Annotated in this window: 20 protein-coding genes; 5 read left to right on the top strand and 15 right to left on the bottom strand. The window is 75.3% G+C overall.

All coding sequences use genetic code 11. The features are described from left to right. Nucleotides 1–10: 10 nt before the first annotated feature. The 3 genes from tsaE to ACQFYA_RS05760 are packed head-to-tail and all read right to left on the bottom strand — an operon-like array spanning nucleotide 11 to nucleotide 2909. Nucleotides 11–565 (bottom strand): tRNA (adenosine(37)-N6)-threonylcarbamoyltransferase complex ATPase subunit type 1 TsaE, encoded by a 555-nt coding sequence (gene tsaE, locus ACQFYA_RS05770; protein ID WP_499122140.1) that lies wholly within the window; start codon nucleotides 563–565, stop codon nucleotides 11–13. Next, entirely contained in the window at nucleotides 562–1893 is a 1332-nt protein-coding gene (alr, locus tag ACQFYA_RS05765; RefSeq protein WP_499122139.1) for an alanine racemase, read from the bottom strand. The genes tsaE and alr overlap by 4 nt, the downstream gene beginning before the upstream one ends. Before the next feature lie 14 nt (nucleotides 1894–1907). Next, nucleotides 1908–2909, bottom strand: a complete 1002-nt coding sequence (locus ACQFYA_RS05760) for a pseudouridine synthase (protein WP_499122138.1) — start codon at nucleotides 2907–2909, stop codon at nucleotides 1908–1910. A gap of 32 nt (nucleotides 2910–2941) precedes the next feature. Between ACQFYA_RS05760 and ACQFYA_RS05755 the strand changes: the two genes are divergently transcribed. After that, on the top strand, nucleotides 2942–3424 hold the full coding sequence (locus ACQFYA_RS05755; protein WP_499122137.1) for a glutathione peroxidase: 483 nt from the start codon (nucleotides 2942–2944) through the stop codon (nucleotides 3422–3424). A 47-nt stretch (nucleotides 3425–3471) separates the two neighbouring features. Here ACQFYA_RS05755 and ACQFYA_RS05750 read toward each other — a convergent pair whose 3' ends face one another. From ACQFYA_RS05750 to ACQFYA_RS05740, 3 genes are read right to left on the bottom strand one after another with little or no spacing between them, the layout of a single operon-like run. After that, complete coding sequence (locus ACQFYA_RS05750) at nucleotides 3472–4074, bottom strand: GNAT family N-acetyltransferase (protein ID WP_499122135.1); 603 nt, start codon at nucleotides 4072–4074, stop codon at nucleotides 3472–3474. A gap of 32 nt (nucleotides 4075–4106) precedes the next feature. After that, nucleotides 4107–4898: a class I SAM-dependent methyltransferase gene (locus tag ACQFYA_RS05745; protein ID WP_499122134.1), complete on the bottom strand. Its 792-nt coding sequence runs from the start codon at nucleotides 4896–4898 to the stop codon at nucleotides 4107–4109. Nucleotides 4899–4920: 22 nt separating this feature from the next. Then, nucleotides 4921–6480: an NAD(P)H-hydrate epimerase gene (locus tag ACQFYA_RS05740; protein WP_499122132.1), complete on the bottom strand. Its 1560-nt coding sequence runs from the start codon at nucleotides 6478–6480 to the stop codon at nucleotides 4921–4923. A gap of 68 nt (nucleotides 6481–6548) precedes the next feature. Between ACQFYA_RS05740 and ACQFYA_RS05735 the strand changes: the two genes are divergently transcribed. Both ACQFYA_RS05735 and ACQFYA_RS05730 read left to right on the top strand, forming a co-directional pair. Then, nucleotides 6549–7604, top strand: a complete 1056-nt coding sequence (locus tag ACQFYA_RS05735; protein WP_499122130.1) for an LLM class F420-dependent oxidoreductase — start codon at nucleotides 6549–6551, stop codon at nucleotides 7602–7604. Between the two features lie 3 nt (nucleotides 7605–7607). Then, nucleotides 7608–8441, top strand: coding sequence for an alpha/beta fold hydrolase (locus ACQFYA_RS05730; RefSeq protein WP_499122128.1), 834 nt, complete (start codon nucleotides 7608–7610; stop codon nucleotides 8439–8441). A 7-nt stretch (nucleotides 8442–8448) separates the two neighbouring features. Here the strand turns inward: ACQFYA_RS05730 and ACQFYA_RS05725 are convergent, their stop codons facing one another. From ACQFYA_RS05725 to glmS, 3 genes are all read right to left on the bottom strand, one after another. After that, entirely contained in the window at nucleotides 8449–8799 is a 351-nt protein-coding gene (locus ACQFYA_RS05725) for a holo-ACP synthase (RefSeq protein WP_499122127.1), read from the bottom strand. Nucleotides 8800–8911: 112 nt separating this feature from the next. Continuing rightward, complete coding sequence (locus ACQFYA_RS05720; protein ID WP_499122125.1) at nucleotides 8912–9259, bottom strand: pyrophosphatase; 348 nt, start codon at nucleotides 9257–9259, stop codon at nucleotides 8912–8914. A gap of 41 nt (nucleotides 9260–9300) precedes the next feature. Further along, nucleotides 9301–11196: a glutamine--fructose-6-phosphate transaminase (isomerizing) gene (glmS, locus tag ACQFYA_RS05715; RefSeq protein WP_499122123.1), complete on the bottom strand. Its 1896-nt coding sequence runs from the start codon at nucleotides 11194–11196 to the stop codon at nucleotides 9301–9303. Nucleotides 11197–11367: 171 nt separating this feature from the next. Between glmS and coaA the strand changes: the two genes are divergently transcribed. Then, complete coding sequence (coaA, locus tag ACQFYA_RS05710; RefSeq protein ID WP_499127449.1) at nucleotides 11368–12333, top strand: type I pantothenate kinase; 966 nt, start codon at nucleotides 11368–11370, stop codon at nucleotides 12331–12333. 25 nt (nucleotides 12334–12358) lie between these two features. On the opposite strand, the gene ACQFYA_RS05705 is transcribed toward coaA, so the two are convergent. The 5 genes from ACQFYA_RS05705 to rplM form a co-directional block, all read right to left on the bottom strand. Continuing rightward, entirely contained in the window at nucleotides 12359–13045 is a 687-nt protein-coding gene (locus ACQFYA_RS05705; protein WP_499122121.1) for a DedA family protein, read from the bottom strand. A gap of 144 nt (nucleotides 13046–13189) precedes the next feature. Continuing rightward, entirely contained in the window at nucleotides 13190–13843 is a 654-nt protein-coding gene (locus ACQFYA_RS05700) for a peptide deformylase (RefSeq protein WP_499122120.1), read from the bottom strand. Beyond that, the gene (gene glmM, locus ACQFYA_RS05695; RefSeq protein WP_499127447.1) at nucleotides 13840–15204 is read right to left on the bottom strand and encodes a phosphoglucosamine mutase; all 1365 of its coding nucleotides are present in this window, start codon (nucleotides 15202–15204) and stop codon (nucleotides 13840–13842) included. Before glmM ends, ACQFYA_RS05700 begins: the two co-directional genes overlap by 4 nt. A 158-nt stretch (nucleotides 15205–15362) precedes the next feature. Continuing rightward, nucleotides 15363–15851: a 30S ribosomal protein S9 gene (gene rpsI, locus ACQFYA_RS05690; protein WP_499122118.1), complete on the bottom strand. Its 489-nt coding sequence runs from the start codon at nucleotides 15849–15851 to the stop codon at nucleotides 15363–15365. A gap of 32 nt (nucleotides 15852–15883) precedes the next feature. Further along, entirely contained in the window at nucleotides 15884–16333 is a 450-nt protein-coding gene (gene rplM, locus ACQFYA_RS05685; protein ID WP_499122116.1) for a 50S ribosomal protein L13, read from the bottom strand. A gap of 297 nt (nucleotides 16334–16630) precedes the next feature. On the opposite strand from rplM, the gene ACQFYA_RS05680 reads away from it, so the two are divergent. Then, nucleotides 16631–17047 carry a DUF5709 domain-containing protein gene (locus ACQFYA_RS05680; RefSeq protein WP_499122115.1) on the top strand — a complete coding sequence of 139 codons (417 nt, stop codon included), beginning with the start codon at nucleotides 16631–16633 and terminating at the stop codon, nucleotides 17045–17047. Nucleotides 17048–17063: 16 nt separating this feature from the next. Here ACQFYA_RS05680 and truA read toward each other — a convergent pair whose 3' ends face one another. Beyond that, entirely contained in the window at nucleotides 17064–17981 is a 918-nt protein-coding gene (truA, locus tag ACQFYA_RS05675; protein ID WP_499122114.1) for a tRNA pseudouridine(38-40) synthase TruA, read from the bottom strand. Nucleotides 17982–17999: the final 18 nt, after the last annotated feature.

Here is a 17999-nt window from a genome sequence, read left to right as displayed (position 1 = left end):
CGCGCCCGGGTCACGTCGAGGTGAGGGCGGCCAGGTCGACGCCGGCCCAGCGGGCGCCGACGCCGCGCAGCGTGGCGTGCCGGGTGCCCGCGCCGGGGTCCGCGTCCTCGTCGCCCTCGACACCGGTGGCGTCGGCGGCCTGGCCGCGCGGTCGCTCGAGGTCGATCTCCAGACGGTCGTCGGTGAGCGCCTCGGCGAGCCCGCGCCCCCACTCGACGACGGTCACCGACTCGTCGAGCGACGAGTCCAGGTCGAGGGCGTCGAGCTCGCCCAGGTTGCCGAGGCGGTAGGCGTCCACGTGCACCAGGGCGGGCCCGCGGGCCCCGTGCTCCCGCGGCAGGGGCGGGTGCTCGCGCGCGACGATGAACGTGGGCGACGCCACCTGGCCGCGCACCCCCAGTGCCGCGCCGAGGCCCTGCGTCAGCGTCGTCTTCCCCGCGCCCAGGTCCCCCGTGAGGATCACCAGGTCGCCCGCGCGGAGCACCCCGGCGAGGGCCGCCCCCAGCGCTCGGGTGGCCTCCGCGTCCGGCAGGTCCGTCTCCGTCCGCACGACGACGTCGCTCACCGCTGCACTTCCTTCCGTGTGTCGATCTGCGTGTCGGGCCCTGCATCGAGGCCTGCATCGAGGCCTGCATCGAGGCCTGCATCGAGGCCTGCATCGAGGCCTGCATCGAGGCCCGCGTCGAGGCCCGCGTAGACGCGCGGCGCGCGCGCCCCGATGCCCGTGACGATCTCGTAGCTGATGGTGCCGGCCGCGCGCGCCCAGTCCTCCGCGTTCGGCACGACGGCTCCGCGCTCCACGCCGTCGGACGCGCCGAACAGCGTCACGACGTCCCCCGCCCGCTCGGTCGCGCCCGGGCCGAGGTCGAGCACGAACTGGTCCATGCACACCCGGCCGGCGACGCGCAGGACGCGGCCCGAGCCGACGCCCACCGGGCCGCCCACGCCGAGCTCGCCGCCCGACGCGTGCCGCTGGATGCCGTCGGCGTAGCCCAGCGGCACCACGCCGAGCCGCGTGTCCTGCGTCGTCGTGTAGTGGTGCCCGTAGGAGACGCCGTGGCCGGCCGGCACGTCCTTGACCGTGGCGAGGCGCGCCTGGAGCGTCATCGCGCCCCGCAGCCCGTAGTCGCCGGGGGCGCCGAGCTGGGGCACCGGCGAGTGCCCGTAGACGGCGATGCCGGGGCGCACCAGGTCGTAGTGCAGGCGCGGGTCCGTGAGCACGGCCGCCGAGTTCGCGAGGTGCCGCACCTCGATCCGCAGGCCCGCGTCCTCCGCGGTGCGGACCGCGGCGTCGAACGCCTCCGCCTGCCGCGCGATCGACGGGTGCCCGGGCTCGTCCGCGCACGCCAGGTGCGACATCACGCCGACCACCCGCAGCACGCCCTCGGCCTCGAGCGCGGCCGCGCGGCGCACGACGTCCGGCAGGTCGGCGGGCACGATGCCGCTGCGCCCGAGGCCCGTGTCCACCTTGAGGTGCACCCGGGCGGTCTCGCCGGCGGCCCGCGCCCCCGCGGCCACCTCGTCGAGCGCCCAGGGGGCGGCGACGCCGACGTCCACGCCCGCGGCGACCAGCCGGTCGAACGGCGCGCCGGGCGTGGCGAGCCAGGTGAGCACCCGCGCGTCGCCGGGGGTGACGCCGCCGGCGCGCAGCGCGAGCGCCTCGGCGGGCACCGCCGTGCCGAGCCACGTCGCGCCGCCCGCGAGCGCCGCCCGCGCCACCGGCAGCATGCCGTGCCCGTAGCCGTCGGCCTTGACCACCGCCATGACGGCCGCGCCCGGCGCGTGCCCGGCGAGGGCGCGCACGTTGTCGCGCACGGCGGACAGGTCGACGACGGCGCGCGCGAGGAGCTCGCCGGGGAACGGGGGGACCGCGGCGCTCGGGTCGGTGCTCACGGTCACCGATTCTCTCACCGCGCGCCCGCCTCCCCGCCGTCGCCGCCGGGCCATGCGGCGAGGCGGCGCCGGGAGCGGAACTCGCGGTGCTCCCCGCTGAGCGGGTCGACGAACGCGAGCGAGCGGGCGAGCAGCTGCAGCGGTCGGTCCGGGTCGTCGGGCGCGTCCTCGCGCAGCTCGGGCCAGAACGTGTCGTGCAGCAGGGGCAGGCCGAGGGACGCCATGTGCAGGCGCAGCTGGTGCGTCTTGCCGGTGCGCGGCTCGAGCCGGTAGAGCCCGAGGCCTCGGGCGTCGTCGCGCGCGACGAGCGTGACGCGCGACTCGGCGTTCGGCTCCCCCGGCTCCTCCTGCGCGCGCACCACGCCCCGGTGCTTGACGATGCGCGAGCGGACGGTCGTCGTGCCGCACCCGGCCGGCTGCGGCTCCAGCTCCGACCCCGCGGCGGGCAGCGGCGCCACCGCCTCGTAGACCTTCCGCACCGCGCGGTCCTGGAACGCCGTCTGGTAGGCGCCGCGCACCTCCGGCCGGACGGTGAGGACGAGCACGCCCGCGGTGGGCCGGTCCAGCCGGTGCGCGGGCACCAGCTCGGGCAGGTCGAGGGTGGCGCGCAGGTGCACGAGCACGGTGCGGGTCACCCACCGCCCGCGCGGCATCGTGGCGACGAGGTGCGGCTTGTCGACCACGAGGAGGTCGTCGTCGCGGTGCAGCACCTCCAGCTCGTCGAGCGCGGGCACCTCCGGCTCGTCGGCTGGCGGGTCGCGGTACAGGTAGAGGAAGCCGCGCGGCTCGTACGGGGTGGCCTCGTCCACGACGACGCCCGCGCCCGTCACCACCTCGCCCGCGGCGAGCTTCTCGCGCAGGCGGTCGGCGTCGTGCGGGAAACGCTCCAGCAGGTACCGGACGGCCGTCGCGTACCGGGCCGTGCTCGCCGCGTCGTGCGGCAGCACCAGCCGGGTGGGGTTGAGCCCGCCGCGCACCGGCAGGGGCGGGCGGTGCTTGCGCGGGCCTTCGGACACGAGCCCATTGTCGCGCGCGGCATGATGGGCGCATGAGCCTCTACGACATCCCGTTCGAGCGCATGGACGGCACGACGACGACGCTCGCGGAGCACCGCGACGACGTCGTGCTGGTGGTCAACGTCGCCTCGCGGTGCGGACTCACCCCGCAGTACGAGGCGCTGGAGCAGCTGCAGAAGGACTACGCCGACCGCGGGTTCACGGTGATCGGCTTCCCCTCCAACCAGTTCCTGCAGGAGCTGTCCAGCGACGAGAAGATCGCCGAGTTCTGCTCCACCACCTACGGGGTGACGTTCCCCGTGGTGTCCAAGATCCGGGTCAACGGGCGGCACACCCACCCGCTGTACGCGGAGCTGAAGAAGACGGCCGACGACAGCGGCCACGACGGCCGCGTGCGGTGGAACTTCGAGAAGTTCCTCGTGCTCCCCGATGGCGAGGTGCACCGGTTCTCCCCGCAGACCGTGCCCGACGCCCCCGAGCTCGTCGAGGTCCTCGAGAAGGCGCTGCCGAGGTAGTCCAGGTCCCCGCCGAGGTAGTTCGAGTCCCGCCGAGGTAGTTCACGTCACGGCGCGACGAGGTGCAGCCAGCGCTCCGTGACCACGTACCCCAGCGCCTCGTTCGCGCGCCGCGACCCGACGTTGTCACCGGCGCCGCCGGTGCCGAAGCGCATGTGCCCGGCCTCGGCAAGGGCGAGCACCGCCGCCCCCTTGACCGCGGTCGCCAGGCCGCGGCGGCGCGCCGGGGCGCGAGTGACGGTGAGGTCGATGTCGACCCGGTCCGCCTCCGGGTACAGCACGGTCGCGGCGTCCAGCCGACCGTCGACGGCGAACGCCCCGAACGCCCAGCGCTCGCCGGCCCCCAGGGCGGCCTCGAGACGTGCGGCGTCGGGCACGTCGTGCGACGTCGCCGCGGTGCGCGGGTAGTCGGCCGCTGCGCCGGCGTCGAGCTCGACGAGCGTTGCCGCCTCCTGCGGGGCGAGCGGGCGGACCTCCCAGCCCGCCGTCCGCGCGGCGTCGACGGCGGCACGGCAGGTCGCGAGCACGGCCGGCGTGACCGTCAGCCGCGCGCCCCACGACTCGCCCTGGACAATCGCCCCGGCGTCGAGCAGGCGCGTGGCCTCCGGGTCGTCGGAGCGCAGGATCCGCACGGGCGGGGTCGTCGTCACGGGCCGACCGTACCGGCGCGGACCGTCGGCGGTCAGCCGTTTTCGGGCGGCCTGCCCACGACCAGCACCAGCGAGCCGTCGAACGCCTCCTGCGTGCGCAGGTGCCCGTGCCGGCGGTCCCACTCCCCGGAGGCGAGGTCCGCGCCGAGCCGGTCCACGAACCGGTCCTGCACCTCGGGGGCGACGAAGCTCCACGCCGAGTTCGCGCGGCGCGCCCCGGGGTCGAGCAGCCCCTCGGGGCGGCCGTAGTACGCCTCGCCGAACCGGTCGACGCACCCGAGCGGGATCGGCAGCGACACCACCTCGACGTCGCCCCCGAGCCCCGCGGCGACCCGGTCGATGCCCGGGTAACGACCCGCCTCCGTCGCGATCACCTCGGGCGCGTAGTCCTGCAGCCAGAACCGGTCCAGGAGCGCGGGGTCGCACGTCATGACGACCACCGGCCCCGCCGCGACCCGCCGCAGCTCGCGCAGCCCGCCCTCGAGGTCGGACCACTGGTGCACGGAGAACGTCGTCATGGCGGCGTCGAACGCGCCGTCGGGGAACGGCAGCGCCTCGGCGGTCGCGTCCACCGCGGGCGGGAGGGTCGTGGGCCGCTGCGCGCGCATCGTGGCCGACGGCTCGACGGCGGTGACGTCGCGGTCCCGCGGCTCGTACGACCCGGCTCCCGCGCCGACGTTCAGCACGGTGCGCGCGTCGCCGAGCGCCGCGGCGACCGCCGCCTCGAACGCGGGCTCCGGCCGCCGGTACCGGGCGTATCCGTCGCCGATCGTGGCGTAGTCGGCGTCGCCCGCCGAGCCGTCGGCGCCGCGGGCGGTGGTCATGGGGCGTCCTCTCGTCGGGGTCTCACCGGTCGCGCAGCAGCGCGGCGACCTCACGGGGCACCGCCTCGGCGACGTCGAGGGCGGCCACAGGGCCGCCCGGGTTGGCGCGGTGCGCCGCGCGGCCGTGCACGAGGGCGGCGGCGGCGGCCACCTCGGCCGCGAGCGCCGGGTGCTCGACGACGTCGCGCGACCGGGCGGCGAGCATCGCGCCCAGCACGCCGGCCAGCACGTCGCCGGCGCCGGCCGTGGCCAGCCACCCCGGCCCGTCGGCCTGCGCGTAGGCCACGCCCGGCCCGACGACGACCGTCACGCCGCCCTTGAGCAGCACGGTCGCGCCGGTGAGCTCGTGCGCGCGGCGCGCCCATCGCAGCGGCTCCGCCTCCACGTCCGGGCGGCGCACGTCCTCGCCGCGCGAGCGCAGCAGGGCGGTCAGCTCGCCGGCGTGCGGGGTGAGCACGAACCACGGGGGCACGACGTCGTCCAGCAGGCCGAGGCCGCCCGCGTCGACGACGGCGGGCACCGGCCCGCCGGCCGTCCCCGCGAGGCGGCCCGCGGCGGCGGCGAGCCCTGCGCGGCCGCGCTCGTGCTGCCCGTCGTCCAGGCCCGTGTCCTCCCCCGCACGGGCCGCCTCCGGCCCGCCGGGGATCCCGGGTCCGACCACCCACGACTGCACCCGCCCAGGCGGCGTGACGACCTCCGGCCGGGCGGCGAGCACGCGCCCGCCGACCTCGCCCGAGCCGCGGTAGCGCACCATCCCGGCGCCCGCGCGCGCCGCGGCGGTGGTCGTGAGGACCGCCGCGCCGGGGTACGTCGCGGTGCCGGCGACGACGCCGACCACGCCCCGCGTGTACTTGTGGTCGGCGGGCCCGGGCACGGGCCACGACCGGGCGACGTCGGCGGGTTCCAGGCGCCGCACGGCGGCCGGCCCGTCGAGGTCCAGGCCGATGTCGACGACGCTCACCTCCCCGGCCAGCGCGGCGGCCGGTGGCAGCAGGAGCCCCGGCTTGGCGGCGCCGAACGTCACCGTGCGGTCCGCCGCCGGCACCGGCCCGGGCACCGCGCCGTCGTCCACCCCGACGCCGGACGGCACGTCGACCGCCACCACCCACGGCCCCCGCTGCGTTGTGGGCGCGAGGGCTGTGACGAGGTCGGCGGCGAGGCCCCGCAGCGGACCGCGGGCGCCGATGCCGACGAGGCCGTCCAGGACGACGTCGGCGCGCGCGGCGGCGTCGACCGACGCGGCCGGCTCCCCGGGCGCCGCGAACAGCTCGACGACGCGCCCGCCGGCGCGCTCCAGCGCGGCGCGCCCCTCCGGGTGGAACCGCTCGGCGGCCAGCATCGCCGTGACGGACAGCCCGCGCCGCGCCAGCACAGCCCCCGCGTACAGGGCGTCGCCGCCGTTGTTCCCCGCGCCCACCAGCAGCACGACGCGGGCACCGCGCACCGCGCCCCGGCGCGCCGCGACGTCCCGCACCACGTGGTTCGCGAGCGCGAACGACGCCCGCTCCATCAGCGGCACGCCCGCGGCGAGCAACGGCTCCTCGGCGGCGCGGACGGCGGACGCGTTCCAGGCGGAGACCATGTCGGCATCCTGCCGCGCCGCGCCGCGTCCCGCAGCATCGCCCCAGGTGGAGGCATAGGCTCGGGCCCATGCGATTCGGACTCTTCATCCCGCAGGGCTGGCGCCACTCGCTCACCGACGTCCCGCCGGAGCAGCACTGGGAGACGATGCTGTCCCTGCTGCACTACGCCGACAACGCCGCGGCCGGGGAGCCGATCCCGGGCGGCCCGTGGGCCTGGGACAGCGTCTGGGTGTACGACCACTTCCACACGGTCCCGGTGCCGAGCACCGAGGCGACGCACGAGGCGTGGACGCTGATGGCGGCGTTCGCGGCCGCGTCCCAGCGCGTGAAGCTGGGCCAGATGTGCACGTGCATGTCGTACCGCAACCCGGCCTACTTGGCGAAGGTCGCCTCGACGGTCGACGCGATCTCCGGCGGCCGCGCGCAGCTGGGCATCGGTGCCGGCTGGTACGAGCACGAGTGGCGCGCGTACGGCTACGGCTTCCCCCGCGCGGGCGAGCGGCTGCGTGCGCTGGACGAGGGCCTGCAGATCATCACGCAGATGTGGCGCACCGGCTCGTCCGGCACGTTCGACGGCGAGACGTACCAGGTGGACGGCGCCCTGTGCTACCCCCAGCCGCTGCAGCGGCTCGCCGTGGGCGACGGCGGCGCCGAGGTGCCGAGCATCCCGCTGTGGGTCGCCGGCGGCGGCGAGAAGAAGACGCTGCGCATCGCCGCGCGCTTCGCGCAGTACACGAACTTCGCGGGCGACCCGGAGACGTTCACGCACAAGTCGCAGGTCCTCGAGCAGCACTGCCGCGACCTCGGCCGCGACTTCGGCGCGATCACGCGGTCGTCCGACTACAACGTGGTCATCGGCGAGAACCAGGCCGAGGTGGACGACCGGTTCGCGTGGATCGAGTCGCACTTCCGCAAGCACGCGCCCGGTGAGAAGGGCGAGCAGGAGATCGCGAACTGGCGCAACAGCCCGCTCGTCGGCACGCCCGAGCAGGTCGTCGAGGCGCTCTCCGACCTGCAGGCCCGCGGCATGACCTACGCCATCACGTACTTCCCGAACGCCGCCGCGGACCGCGACCAGATCGAGCTCTTCCAGCGGCAGGTCATCCCCGCCCTGCAGGACTGAGCGGTGGGCTCGCGGCACGAGATCGACCTGCCCGACGGTCGGCGGCTGGTCGTGCACGACGCCGGCCCGCCGTCCGCCGACGCCGTCATCTGGCACCACGGCTCGCCGCAGTCGGGCGAACTGCTGGCGCCGGTCGTCGAGTCCGTCCGGGCGCGCGGCCTGCGGGTGGTCTCCCCGGCCCGCGCCGGGTACGGCGGGTCCACCCGCCGTCCCGGGCGCACCGTGGCGGAGGCCGCGTCGGACGTGGCCCACGCCCTCGACGCCCTCGGTGTGGCCCGGTGCCTCGCCGTCGGCGCCTCGGGCGGTGGTCCGCACGCCCTGGCACTGGCCGCGCTCCGGCCCGACGTCGTGTCCGCCGCGGTCACCCTCGCGGGCGTCGCGCCGTACCCCGGCCGCGACCGCGACGACCTCTGGTTCGCCGGCATGGCCGACGACGGCGGCCTGCGCTCGGCCCTCGACGGCTCCGCCGCCCGGGAGCGGCACGCCGAGACCGCGGAGTTCGACGAGTCGAGCTTCACCGCCGAGGACTACGCGACCCTCGCGGGGACGTGGGCGTCGCTCGGCGCCGACGCCTCCCGGTCCGGTCAGGACTGGCCGGGTGGGCAGGTCGACGACGACCTCGCGTTCGTGCGGCCGTGGGGCGTGGCGCTCGGCGACGTCACACCGCCGACCCTGGTCGTGCAGGGCGGTGCCGACCGAGTGGTGCCCCGGCACCACGCCGACCTGCTGGTCGAGGGGCTGCCCGCCGCGGAGCTGTGGCTGCGCCCGCGTGACGGCCACGTGAGCGTGCTCACTGCGCTCCCGGTCGCGGTCGACTGGTGGCGGTCCGGAGCCTGAGAGCCGTTCAGCCCTCGGCCACCACCATGGCGGACGCGATGCCCGCGTCGTGGGAGATGGACAGGTGCCAGGCCTTCACGCCGAGCTCGTCGGCGCGCGCCTGCACGGTGCCGCGCAGCTCGACCTCCGGCGGCCCGCCGACGACGCGGTGCACGGTCGCGTCGTGCCAGTGCAGGTCGCCGGGGGCGCCGAGCGCCTTGGCGATGGCCTCCTTCGCGGCGAACCGGGCCGCGAGGGACGACGCCGGCAGGTCGCGCTCGGCCTCGGTGAAAAGCTTCTCCCGCAGGCGCGGCACCCGCTCGACGGTCGCCATGAACCGGGCGACGTCCACCACGTCGATGCCCACGCCGATGATCATGGGCACAGCCTAGGTGCGTCGGCGGACCCGGGTGCTGGTCCGCGACGCCGGCCTCGTGCGCGACGTCGGGTCGGTCGCCCTCGACGCGGACGCACGCGCGTAGGCGGTCCGCTCAGCCCGGCGACCGCACCCCGGCCTCGTCCTCCGGCTCCACCAGGTGCCGCCAGCGGAACCACTTGCGCTCCAGCTCCGCCTCGAGGTCGACGTCGAACCGGCGCGCCACGAGCAGCAGCTGCGCGAGCACGTCGGCGAGCTCGGCGCGGAAGGCGGCGTCCACCTCGCCGGCGCCCTCGCCCCGGTCGCGCGACCTGCCCGAGCGGGCGAGGTAGGCCTGGGTCAGCTCGCCGACCTCCTCGTGCAGCTTGAGCACCAGCCAGTCGTCGGTGCGCGGGACGCCGAAGCGCCGCTCGTACACGCGCGAGATGATCTCCAGCTCGTCGCCCAGCGCCCTCAGCTCCACGCCCCCACCCTAGGGTCCCGCGGGGCTCCGGGGCCGGCGCCTCACTCGACCGTGACGGACTTCGCGAGGTTGCGCGGCTGGTCGACGTCGAGCCCCTTGGCCCCGGCGAGCGCCATGGCGAAGACCTGCAGCGGCACGACCGCGAGGAGCGGCTGCAGCAGCGACGGCGCCTGCGGGATCCAGAAGATCTCGTCCGCGTACCGGCGCACCTCGTCGTCGCCGTCCTCCGCGATCACCAGGGTGCGGGCGCCGCGGGCCCGGATCTCCTGGATGTTGGACACGATCTTCGAGTGCAGCTGGGCCCGCCCGCGCGGGGACGGCACGACGACGAACACGGGCTGGCCCTCGTCGATCAGCGCGATCGGGCCGTGCTTGAGCTCGCCCGCCGCGAAGCCCTCCGCGTGGATGTACGCGAGCTCCTTGAGCTTGAGCGCGCCCTCGAGCGCCACCGGGTAGCCCACGTGCCGGCCGAGGAACAGGACCTTGTCCGCGGCCGACATCGAGCGGGCCGTGGCGCGCACGTACTCGCTGCGCTCGAGCACCGTCTGCACCTTGCGGGGCATGTCGCGCAGCTCGTCCAGCAGGACGGCGATCTCGTCGGGGAACTTGTTGCCGCGCAGCTGCGCCAGGTAGAGGCCGAGCAGGTAGGCGGCGGTGATCTGCGACAGGAACGCCTTGGTGGACGCGACGGCGATCTCCGGGCCGGCGTGCGTGTACAGGACGGCGTCGGACTCGCGCGGGATGGTCGAGCCGTTCGTGTTGACGATCGACAGCACGGTGGCGCCCTGCTCCCGCGCGTGCCGCACGGCCATGAGGGTGTCCATGGTCTCGCCGGACTGCGAGATCGCGACCACCAGCGTCTTCGCGTCGACGATCGGGTCGCGGTAGCGGAACTCGTGCGCCAGCTCGATCTCGACGGGGATGCGGCACCAGTGCTCGATGGCGTACTTCGCGACGTGCCCCGCGTACGCGGCGGTGCCGCACGCGATCACGATGATCTTGTCGACGGCCCGCAGCACCGACTCGTCGATGCGCAGGTCGTCGAGCACCAGCCGGCCCTGGGCGTCGGAGCGGCCGAGCAGCGTGTCGGCGATGGCCTGCGGCTGGTCGTGGATCTCCTTGTCCATGAAGGACGGGAAGCCGCCCTTCTCGGCGGCGGCCGCGTCCCAGTCGACCGTGAACCGCTTGCCCTCGGCCGGTGCGCCGGCGAAGTCGGTGACCGCGACCGACGTCGGCCGGATGGTCACGACCTGGTCCTGGCCGAGCTCCAGCGCCTCCTTCGTGTGCGCCACGAACGCGGCGACGTCGGAGCCGAGGAAGTTCTCGCCCTCCCCCAGGCCCACGACGAGCGGCGAGTCGTGCCGCGCGCCGACGACGACGTCCGGGGCGTCGGCGTGCACGGCCAGGAGCGTGAAGGTGCCGTCGAGGCGGCGCGCGGTGGCCGCCATCGCGGCGGTGAGGTCGCCGGCGGCGCGGTACTCCGCGGCGAGCAGCTGGGCGGCGACCTCGGTGTCGGTCTCGGAGTCGAAGGTGGCGCCGGCCGCGAGCAGCTCGGCCCGCAGCACGGCGAAGTTCTCGACGATGCCGTTGTGGATCACGGCCAGCCGGCCGTCGTCCGCCAGGTGCGGGTGGGCGTTGACGTCGGTCGGGCCGCCGTGCGTCGCCCACCGCGTGTGCCCGATGGCGGCGGTGGCCGCGGGCAGGGGGTGTGCCGCGATCTCGTCGACGAGGTTGCCCAGCTTGCCCGACTTCTTGGCCGAGCGGACCCGCTCCTGGTCCGGGGAGACCAGCGCCACCCCGGCGGAGTCGTACCCCCGGTACTCCAGGCGCCGCAGCCCCTCCAGGGCCACGTCGAGGGGGCGCCCGCTGGGGGTCGCTGACGCTCCCGCGGCGTTCTCGGAACGCCCCGGGCCGGTGTATCCGACGATGCCGCACATGGCCGCGAGTGTACCGACGAGGCGTCCGCTCCCCGGCACCGAGTTGCGGGACGAACCGGGGACTCGGGCAGAATCGTGCAGGTGGCACCGCAGTCCCCTGAACCCGTACCCGGCGCAGCGCCGCCCGGCCCCGTCAGCCCGGCGTCGGCCGGCGCCGGCGCGCCCGCACCGCTGCCTCTCGGCGAGCACCTCACCCGGCTCGCTCCGGCGTCCCCGTACGTCGACCTCGACCGGGCCGCGTGGAGCCGCCTGTCGGCGTCGACGCCCCTGCCCCTGACGGACGCCGACGTCGAGCGGCTGCGCGGCCTGGGCGACCCGATCGACCTCGCCGAGGTGGACGCCGTCTTCCGCCCGCTGTCCCGCCTGCTCAACCTGTACGTGGCCGCCAGCGCCGGCCTGCACCGCGCCACGTCGACGTTCCTGCACGAGGACCCGCCGCGCACCCCGTACGTCATCGGGGTCGCGGGCTCGGTCGCGGTCGGCAAGTCGACGACGGCGCGCATCCTGCGCGAGATGATGGCCCGCTGGCCGGACACCCCGCACGTCGAGCTGATCACCACCGACGGCTTCCTGTACCCGAACGCGGAGCTGCAGCGCCGCGGGATCATGGACCGCAAGGGCTTCCCGGAGTCGTACGACCGGCGCGCCCTGATCCGGTTCCTGTCCCGGGTGAAGGCCGGGCAGGCCGAGGTGCGGGCGCCCGTCTACTCGCACGTCACGTACGACATCGTGCCGGGCGACGAGGTCGTGGTCCGCAAGCCCGACGTCCTCATCGTCGAGGGCCTCAACGTGCTCCAGCCGGCGCGGCCGTCCGCGATCGACGAGTCGACGGTGGCGGTGAGCGACTTCTTCGACTTCTCGATCTACGTCGACGCGCGCACGCGCAACGTCCGCCAGTGGTACGTGGAGCGCTTCCTGCAGCTGCGCCGGACGGCGTTCAGCAGGCCCGAGTCGTACTTCCGGCGCTACGCCGACCTGTCCGACGCCGAGGCGACGGAACGGGCGCTGTCGATCTGGGAGTCCATCAACGCGCCCAACCTGGAGCACAACGTGCTGCCCACGCGCGGCCGGGCGACGCTCGTGCTCACGAAGGGGTCGGACCACTCCGTCCAGCGGGTGCGCCTGCGCAAGCTCTGACGCGGGGAACCGGTGCTCCGGCGGCTCAGGCCGCCCGGCTCGTCGGCTCGGTGTCGGCCTCGTCCTCGTCCGCCTCGTCGGCGGGCACGGGCTCCGCCTTCGCCGGCCCGGCGATGCGCTGCACCACCTGGTCCACGAGGACGCCGAGCAGGATGCCTGCCGCCACCCCGACCACCATGGCGAGCAGCGTGTTGTGACCGAGCCACGACGCCGCCGCGAGCCCGATGAGCATCGAGTAGATGCCCCAGGTGACCGCGCCGATCGCGGAGTAGGTCATGAAGCGGCGCCGCGGGTAGCCCACCGCGCCGGCGGTCATGTTGACCGCGACGCGGCCGATCGGCACGTACCGGGCCGCGAGGATGAACGACGCCCCGCGGTGGTCGAGGGCGTGCCGCGCCCACGCGACGGACTTGCGGCCGCGCGCGGAGCGCAGGAAGGCGAAGCGCTCCGTGCCGACGGAGCGGCCGATCTGGTAGGCGATCTGGTCGCCCGTCCAGGCCCCGGCGATCGCGAGGGCGAGGATCCCCGGCAACCACGGCTCTCCCTGCGAGTGCGCGAGCACGGTGAGGGTGATGACCACGGACTCGCTGGGGATCGGGGGGAAGAACCCGTCGATCGTCGCGAAGACGTACATGGCGGGGTAGATCCACAGAGACGCGCCCAGGTCGAGGATCCAGCCCTCCAGCTGTGCCAGCATCGTCGACAGGTTCACCAGGTCGGTCCCTCGGTTCGTCGGCCGGGAGGCGGGGCTCCGGCGGTCGCTCGACGCCGGGCGGCGTCATGGCACCAGCCTAGGCAGAACCAGGGCACCGGCTGCATGGGGAATTCCCCCGGTTCCACCCTGAGTGCCGAATGTTCACCCGAGGTCCACGAACCCCGGGTCCGCGACCTGGCCGTAGCGCAGGAGGTTCTCGTTCGAGGTGAGCGTGCGCAGCCGCGCGTGGTCCAGGTACAGCTCCCCCGCCAGGTGGTCCGTCTCGTGCTGCACGATGCGGGCCGGCCAGCCGGCGAGGACCTCGTCGATCGGCGCGCCGTGCTCGTCGCGCCCGGTCAGCCGCACCCGCCGGGGCCGCGCCACCACCGCCTGCCAGCCGCTCACCGACAGGCAGCCCTCGTGGAACTCCACGCGCTCCGGCTCGCCGCCCGGCCCGGGCAGCGGCTCGTACCGCGGGTCGATCAGGACCCGGAACGGCAGGGGCGTCCGCTCGCGCGGGTCGTCGGGCCCGGCGCCGGCGTCCTCGACGACCGCGATCGCCAGCCCGATGCCGACCTGCGGCGCCGCCAGGCCGACTCCCGGCGCCGCGTGCATCGTGCGCCGCATCGCGTCGAGGAGGCGCGGCAGGGCGTCGCCGAGCTGACCCGTGTAGGGGGCGGCCGGGGCGCGCAGCACCGGCATCCCAGCCTGCACGATCGACAGGAGGCCCGTGCCCGGCCCGTCCGCGGCGGCGTCGGTCCGGTCCAGCAGGTCGACGACGGCGGCGCGGAGGGCGTCGTCCACGCCGTCGGTCACAGCGCCAGCCGGTCGCGCACGACCGCGGCGAGGGTGTCCGCCACGCTGTCGGCCTGCGCCTGGGTGGCCGCCTCGACCATGACCCGCACCAGCGGCTCGGTGCCGGACGGGCGCAGCAGCACGCGGCCCGTGTCGCCGAGCCGCGCCTCCGCGCTCTCGACGGCCACGCGCACGCCCTCGTCGTCGCCCGCGCGCGCCTTGTCCACGCCCTTGACGTTGACGAGGGTCTGCGGCAGGCGCGGCACGTCGCCGGCGAGGTCGGCCAGGCGCCGCCCGGTCGACTTCACGCGGGCGGCGAGGTGCAGCGCCGTGAGGACGCCGTCGCCGGTGGTGGCGTGGTCGGCCAGGATGATGTGGCCGGACTGCTCGCCCCCGAGCCCGTACCCGTGCGCGCGCATCTCCTCGAGCACGTACCGGTCGCCGACGCCCGTCTGGACGGTCGCGATGCCCGCCTCCCGCATGGCGAGCAGCAGCCCCAGGTTGCTCATCACCGTCACGACCAGCGTGTCCGACGGGAGCCGGCCCTCGTCCTGGAGCGCGCGGGCGAGGATGCCGAGGATCTGGTCGCCGTCCACGAGGACGCCGCCGTGGTCGACCGCGAGGCAGCGGTCCGCGTCGCCGTCGAACGCCACGCCGAAGTCGGCCTCGGCGGCCACGACCACGGCCTGCAGCTGCTCCGGGTGGGTGGAGCCGGCCTTCTCGTTGATGTTGCGGCCGTCGGGGCTGGCGTTGATGACGACGACGTCGGCGCCGGCCTCGCGCAGGGCCTCCGGCCCCACCTGGCTCGCCGCGCCGTTGGCCGCGTCGACCGCGATTCGCAGGCCCTCCAGGGGCCGCACGTCGGGGGACGTGCCGATGCTCGCCACGAGGTGCTCCACGTACTGCTGCGCGGCGATGCCGGTGTCCGAGCGCATGCGCCCGACGTCCGCGCCGACGGGGCGCTCCCAGTCCTGCCCGAGCCGCGCCTCGATCTCGTCCTCCACGTGGTCGGCCAGCTTGTAGCCGCCGCGCGCGAAGAACTTGATGCCGTTGTCGGGCATCGCGTTGTGGGACGCCGAGATCATGACGCCGAGATCCATGTCCATGGCCCCGACGAGGTGGGCGAGCGCCGGGGTGGGCAGCACGCCGAGGTTGACCACGTCCACCCCGGAGCTGGCCAGGCCCGCGCCGACCGCTGCGGACAGGAACTCGCCCGACGCCCGCGGGTCACGCCCGACGACCGCCCGCGGGCGGTGCCCGGCGAAGTCGCCGGAGGTGCCGAGCACGTGCGCCGCAGCGCTCCCGAGCCCCAGGGCCAGGTCTGCCGTGACGTCCCGGTTGGCCAGGCCACGGACCCCGTCCGTGCCGAACAGTCGCACGATGTCTCCTCCTCCGGGCCCGGCGGAAGCTCCGCACTGGCACCCCACGGACGCCCCCTCGGGCGCCGCACCGATCGTAGCCGGACGTGCGGACGGCCCCGCCGGAGAGTTCCGACGGGGCCGTCCGTGGCGCTGACGCTCCTGTCGACAGGAGCGCTCGATCAGCGCTTCGAGTACTGCGGCGCCTTGCGCGCCTTCTTGAGTCCGGCCTTCTTGGACTCGACCGCACGCGGGTCACGCGTGAGGTAGCCGGCCTTCTTCAGCGCGGCGCGGTTCGCCTCGGAGTCGATCCCGTTGAGCGCGCGGGCGATGCCCAGGCGCACAGCACCGGCCTGGCCCGAGGGGCCACCACCGGTGATGCGGACGATGACGTCGAAGCGACCCTCGACCTCGACCAGCTTCAGGGGCGAGTTCACGAGCTGCTGGTGCACCTTGTTCGGGAAGTAGTCCTCGAGGGTGCGCCCGTTGATCTTCCACTGCCCGGTGCCGGGGACGAGGCGCACGCGCGCCACGGCCTCCTTGCGGCGGCCGACGGCCGCCCCGGGAGCGGTGATGGACTGGCCGCCGTCCGCGACGGGCGCGGCGGACTCAGAGGTGTAGGTGCTGGGCGTGTTCTCGTCCAGCTCGGTGTCGACGGTGGTCTCGGCCACTGTGAATCCTTCGCTTTGCATCCGGCAGCGGCTCAGGCCTGCTGCGAAACCTGGGTGATCTCGAACGGCTTGGGCTGCTGTGCCGCGTGCGGGTGCTCCGCGCCACGGTAGACCTTCAGCTTGCCCAGCTGCTCACGACCGAGGGTGGTCTTCGGGATCATGCCGCGAACGGCCTTCTCCACGGCCCGCTCGGGGTTCTTCTCGAGGAGCTCGCCGTAGGCCACGGAGCGCAGACCGCCCGGGTAGCCGGAGTGGCGGTAGGCCAGCTTGGTCTCCCGCTTGTTGCCGCTCAGGGCGACCTTGTCCGCGTTGATGACGATGACGAAGTCACCGCCGTCGACGTGCGGGGCGAAGGTCGGCTTGTGCTTCCCGCGCAGGAGGGTGGCGACCTGGCTCGCCAGGCGGCCGAGGACGACGTCGGTCGCGTCGACGACGATCCAGTCGCGCTGGACGTCGCCGGGCTTGGGGGTGTACGTACGCACGGTTGCGTCACCTTTTCGTGTTCGGTGTCGTCGGGCGAGAAGCGGCGCCCGATGAGTCAGGTGTTGTGCGCGGGTGCTCCAGGGTGGCGTCCTGGCCGTGGCGTCGTCGGTGCGAGTGGGCGCGCTGACGACGCGGGACGCCGGAGACAAAGCACAACGACTCGCCAGTCTACCGGCGAGCGACGCGAAGGGTCAAAGCGACCGTGGTCACTCTTCGTCACACCCCTGCCACGGGCCTCCGGGACGGGCCCCGGCCACCTCGTTGCAGCCGCGCCGCTCCGGGTGCACCGTAGTGACATGACCCAGGAGACACCCGGCACCTCCCCCGACCCGCTCACCGGCGCGGAGGGGGACGAGGACCAGCTTCCCCAGGAGGACACCCTCCTCGACCCGGACCTCGACGACGTCCTCGACGAGGGCTACTCGCCGCTGGAGCGGTCCCGGTCCAACCACTGGGGCGAGACCGCCTGGGAGGAGTCCGCCGGCGAGCCCCTCGACCGGCGGTTGGCGGAGGAGCAGCCGGACGTGTGGGAGCAGGACCCCCTGGACCGGCCGGACACCACCCGTGCGGGCCGCCTCGCGGAAGACCGCGACGCCGACCCGAACGAGGAGGGCGGCGGCCGGGACAACGACGTCTACGGCGAGGACGCCGGCATCGACGGCGCGGGCGCCAGCGCCGAGGAGGCCGCCGTGCACTGGGTCGAGGAGCCCTGAGCCGGCAGACCTCCTGTCAGTCCACCTCGCCCGGGTCCCGCCGGGCGCGGACCCGATCGGCCCTCGCGGCCAGCGCGTCGTCGTCCGGGTAGGCCACGTGCTCGAGGACGAGCCCGCGCGCCGCGACGACGCCCGCGGCGGCCGACCGCGACCGCCCCGCCAGGACCGCCGCGGGCGCGTCGGCGTCCCGGCGCCCCTCCCCCACCGCCAACGACATCCCGACCAGCGCGCGCACCATCGAGTGGCAGAACGCGTCCGCCTGCACGGTGGCGACGGCGAGCCCGGCGTCCGGCCCGGCGTCCGGCCGGTCCCACGCGAGGTGCGTGAGCTCGCGGATCGTCGTGGCTCCCTCCCGCGGCTTGCAGAAGGCCGCGAAGTCGTGCAGCCCGACCAGCGGCTGCATCGCGCGGTGCATCGCCTCGACGTCGAGCGGCCGCCGGTGCCACAGCACCCAGTCGCGGCGCAGCGGGTCGCGCAGCGCGGGGCGGTCGGCCACGCGGTAGGCGTAGCGGCGGTGCAGCGCGGAGAACCGGGCGTCGAACCCTGCGGGCGCCTCGGCGGCCCGGTGCACGACCACGTCGGGCGGCAGCACCCCCGCCAGACGGTCGGCGAGGGCGACGCCCGGCTCCCGGTCGGAGCGACCGGGCAGCACGTCCCACCGCTCGCGCGGGACGTCGACGTGCGCGACCTGTCCCCGCGCGTGCACGCCCGCGTCGGTGCGGCCGGCGACCGTCAGCCGCGGGCGGGGCAGGCCGAGCGGTCCCGTGCGCAGCACGGTGGCCAGGGCGTCCTCGAGCACCCCCTGCACGGTGCGCAGCCGGGGCTGGGTGGCCCAGCCGGCGAACCGGGTGCCGTCGTAGGCGAGGTCGAGGCGCACCCGGAGGGTGTCGGCGGGCGGTCCCGGGGTCGTGGCGGGGGGTGTCGGCGTGCTCACCGCCCCATTGTGGCCGGA

Origin of the sequence: Promicromonospora sp. Marseille-Q5078 (assembly GCF_050315395.1) — a bacterium.
Classification (GTDB): Bacteria; Actinomycetota; Actinomycetes; order Actinomycetales; family Cellulomonadaceae; genus Isoptericola.
Note: the sequence above shows the minus strand (reverse complement) of the source record. Positions and strands in the feature narration are given on the sequence as shown.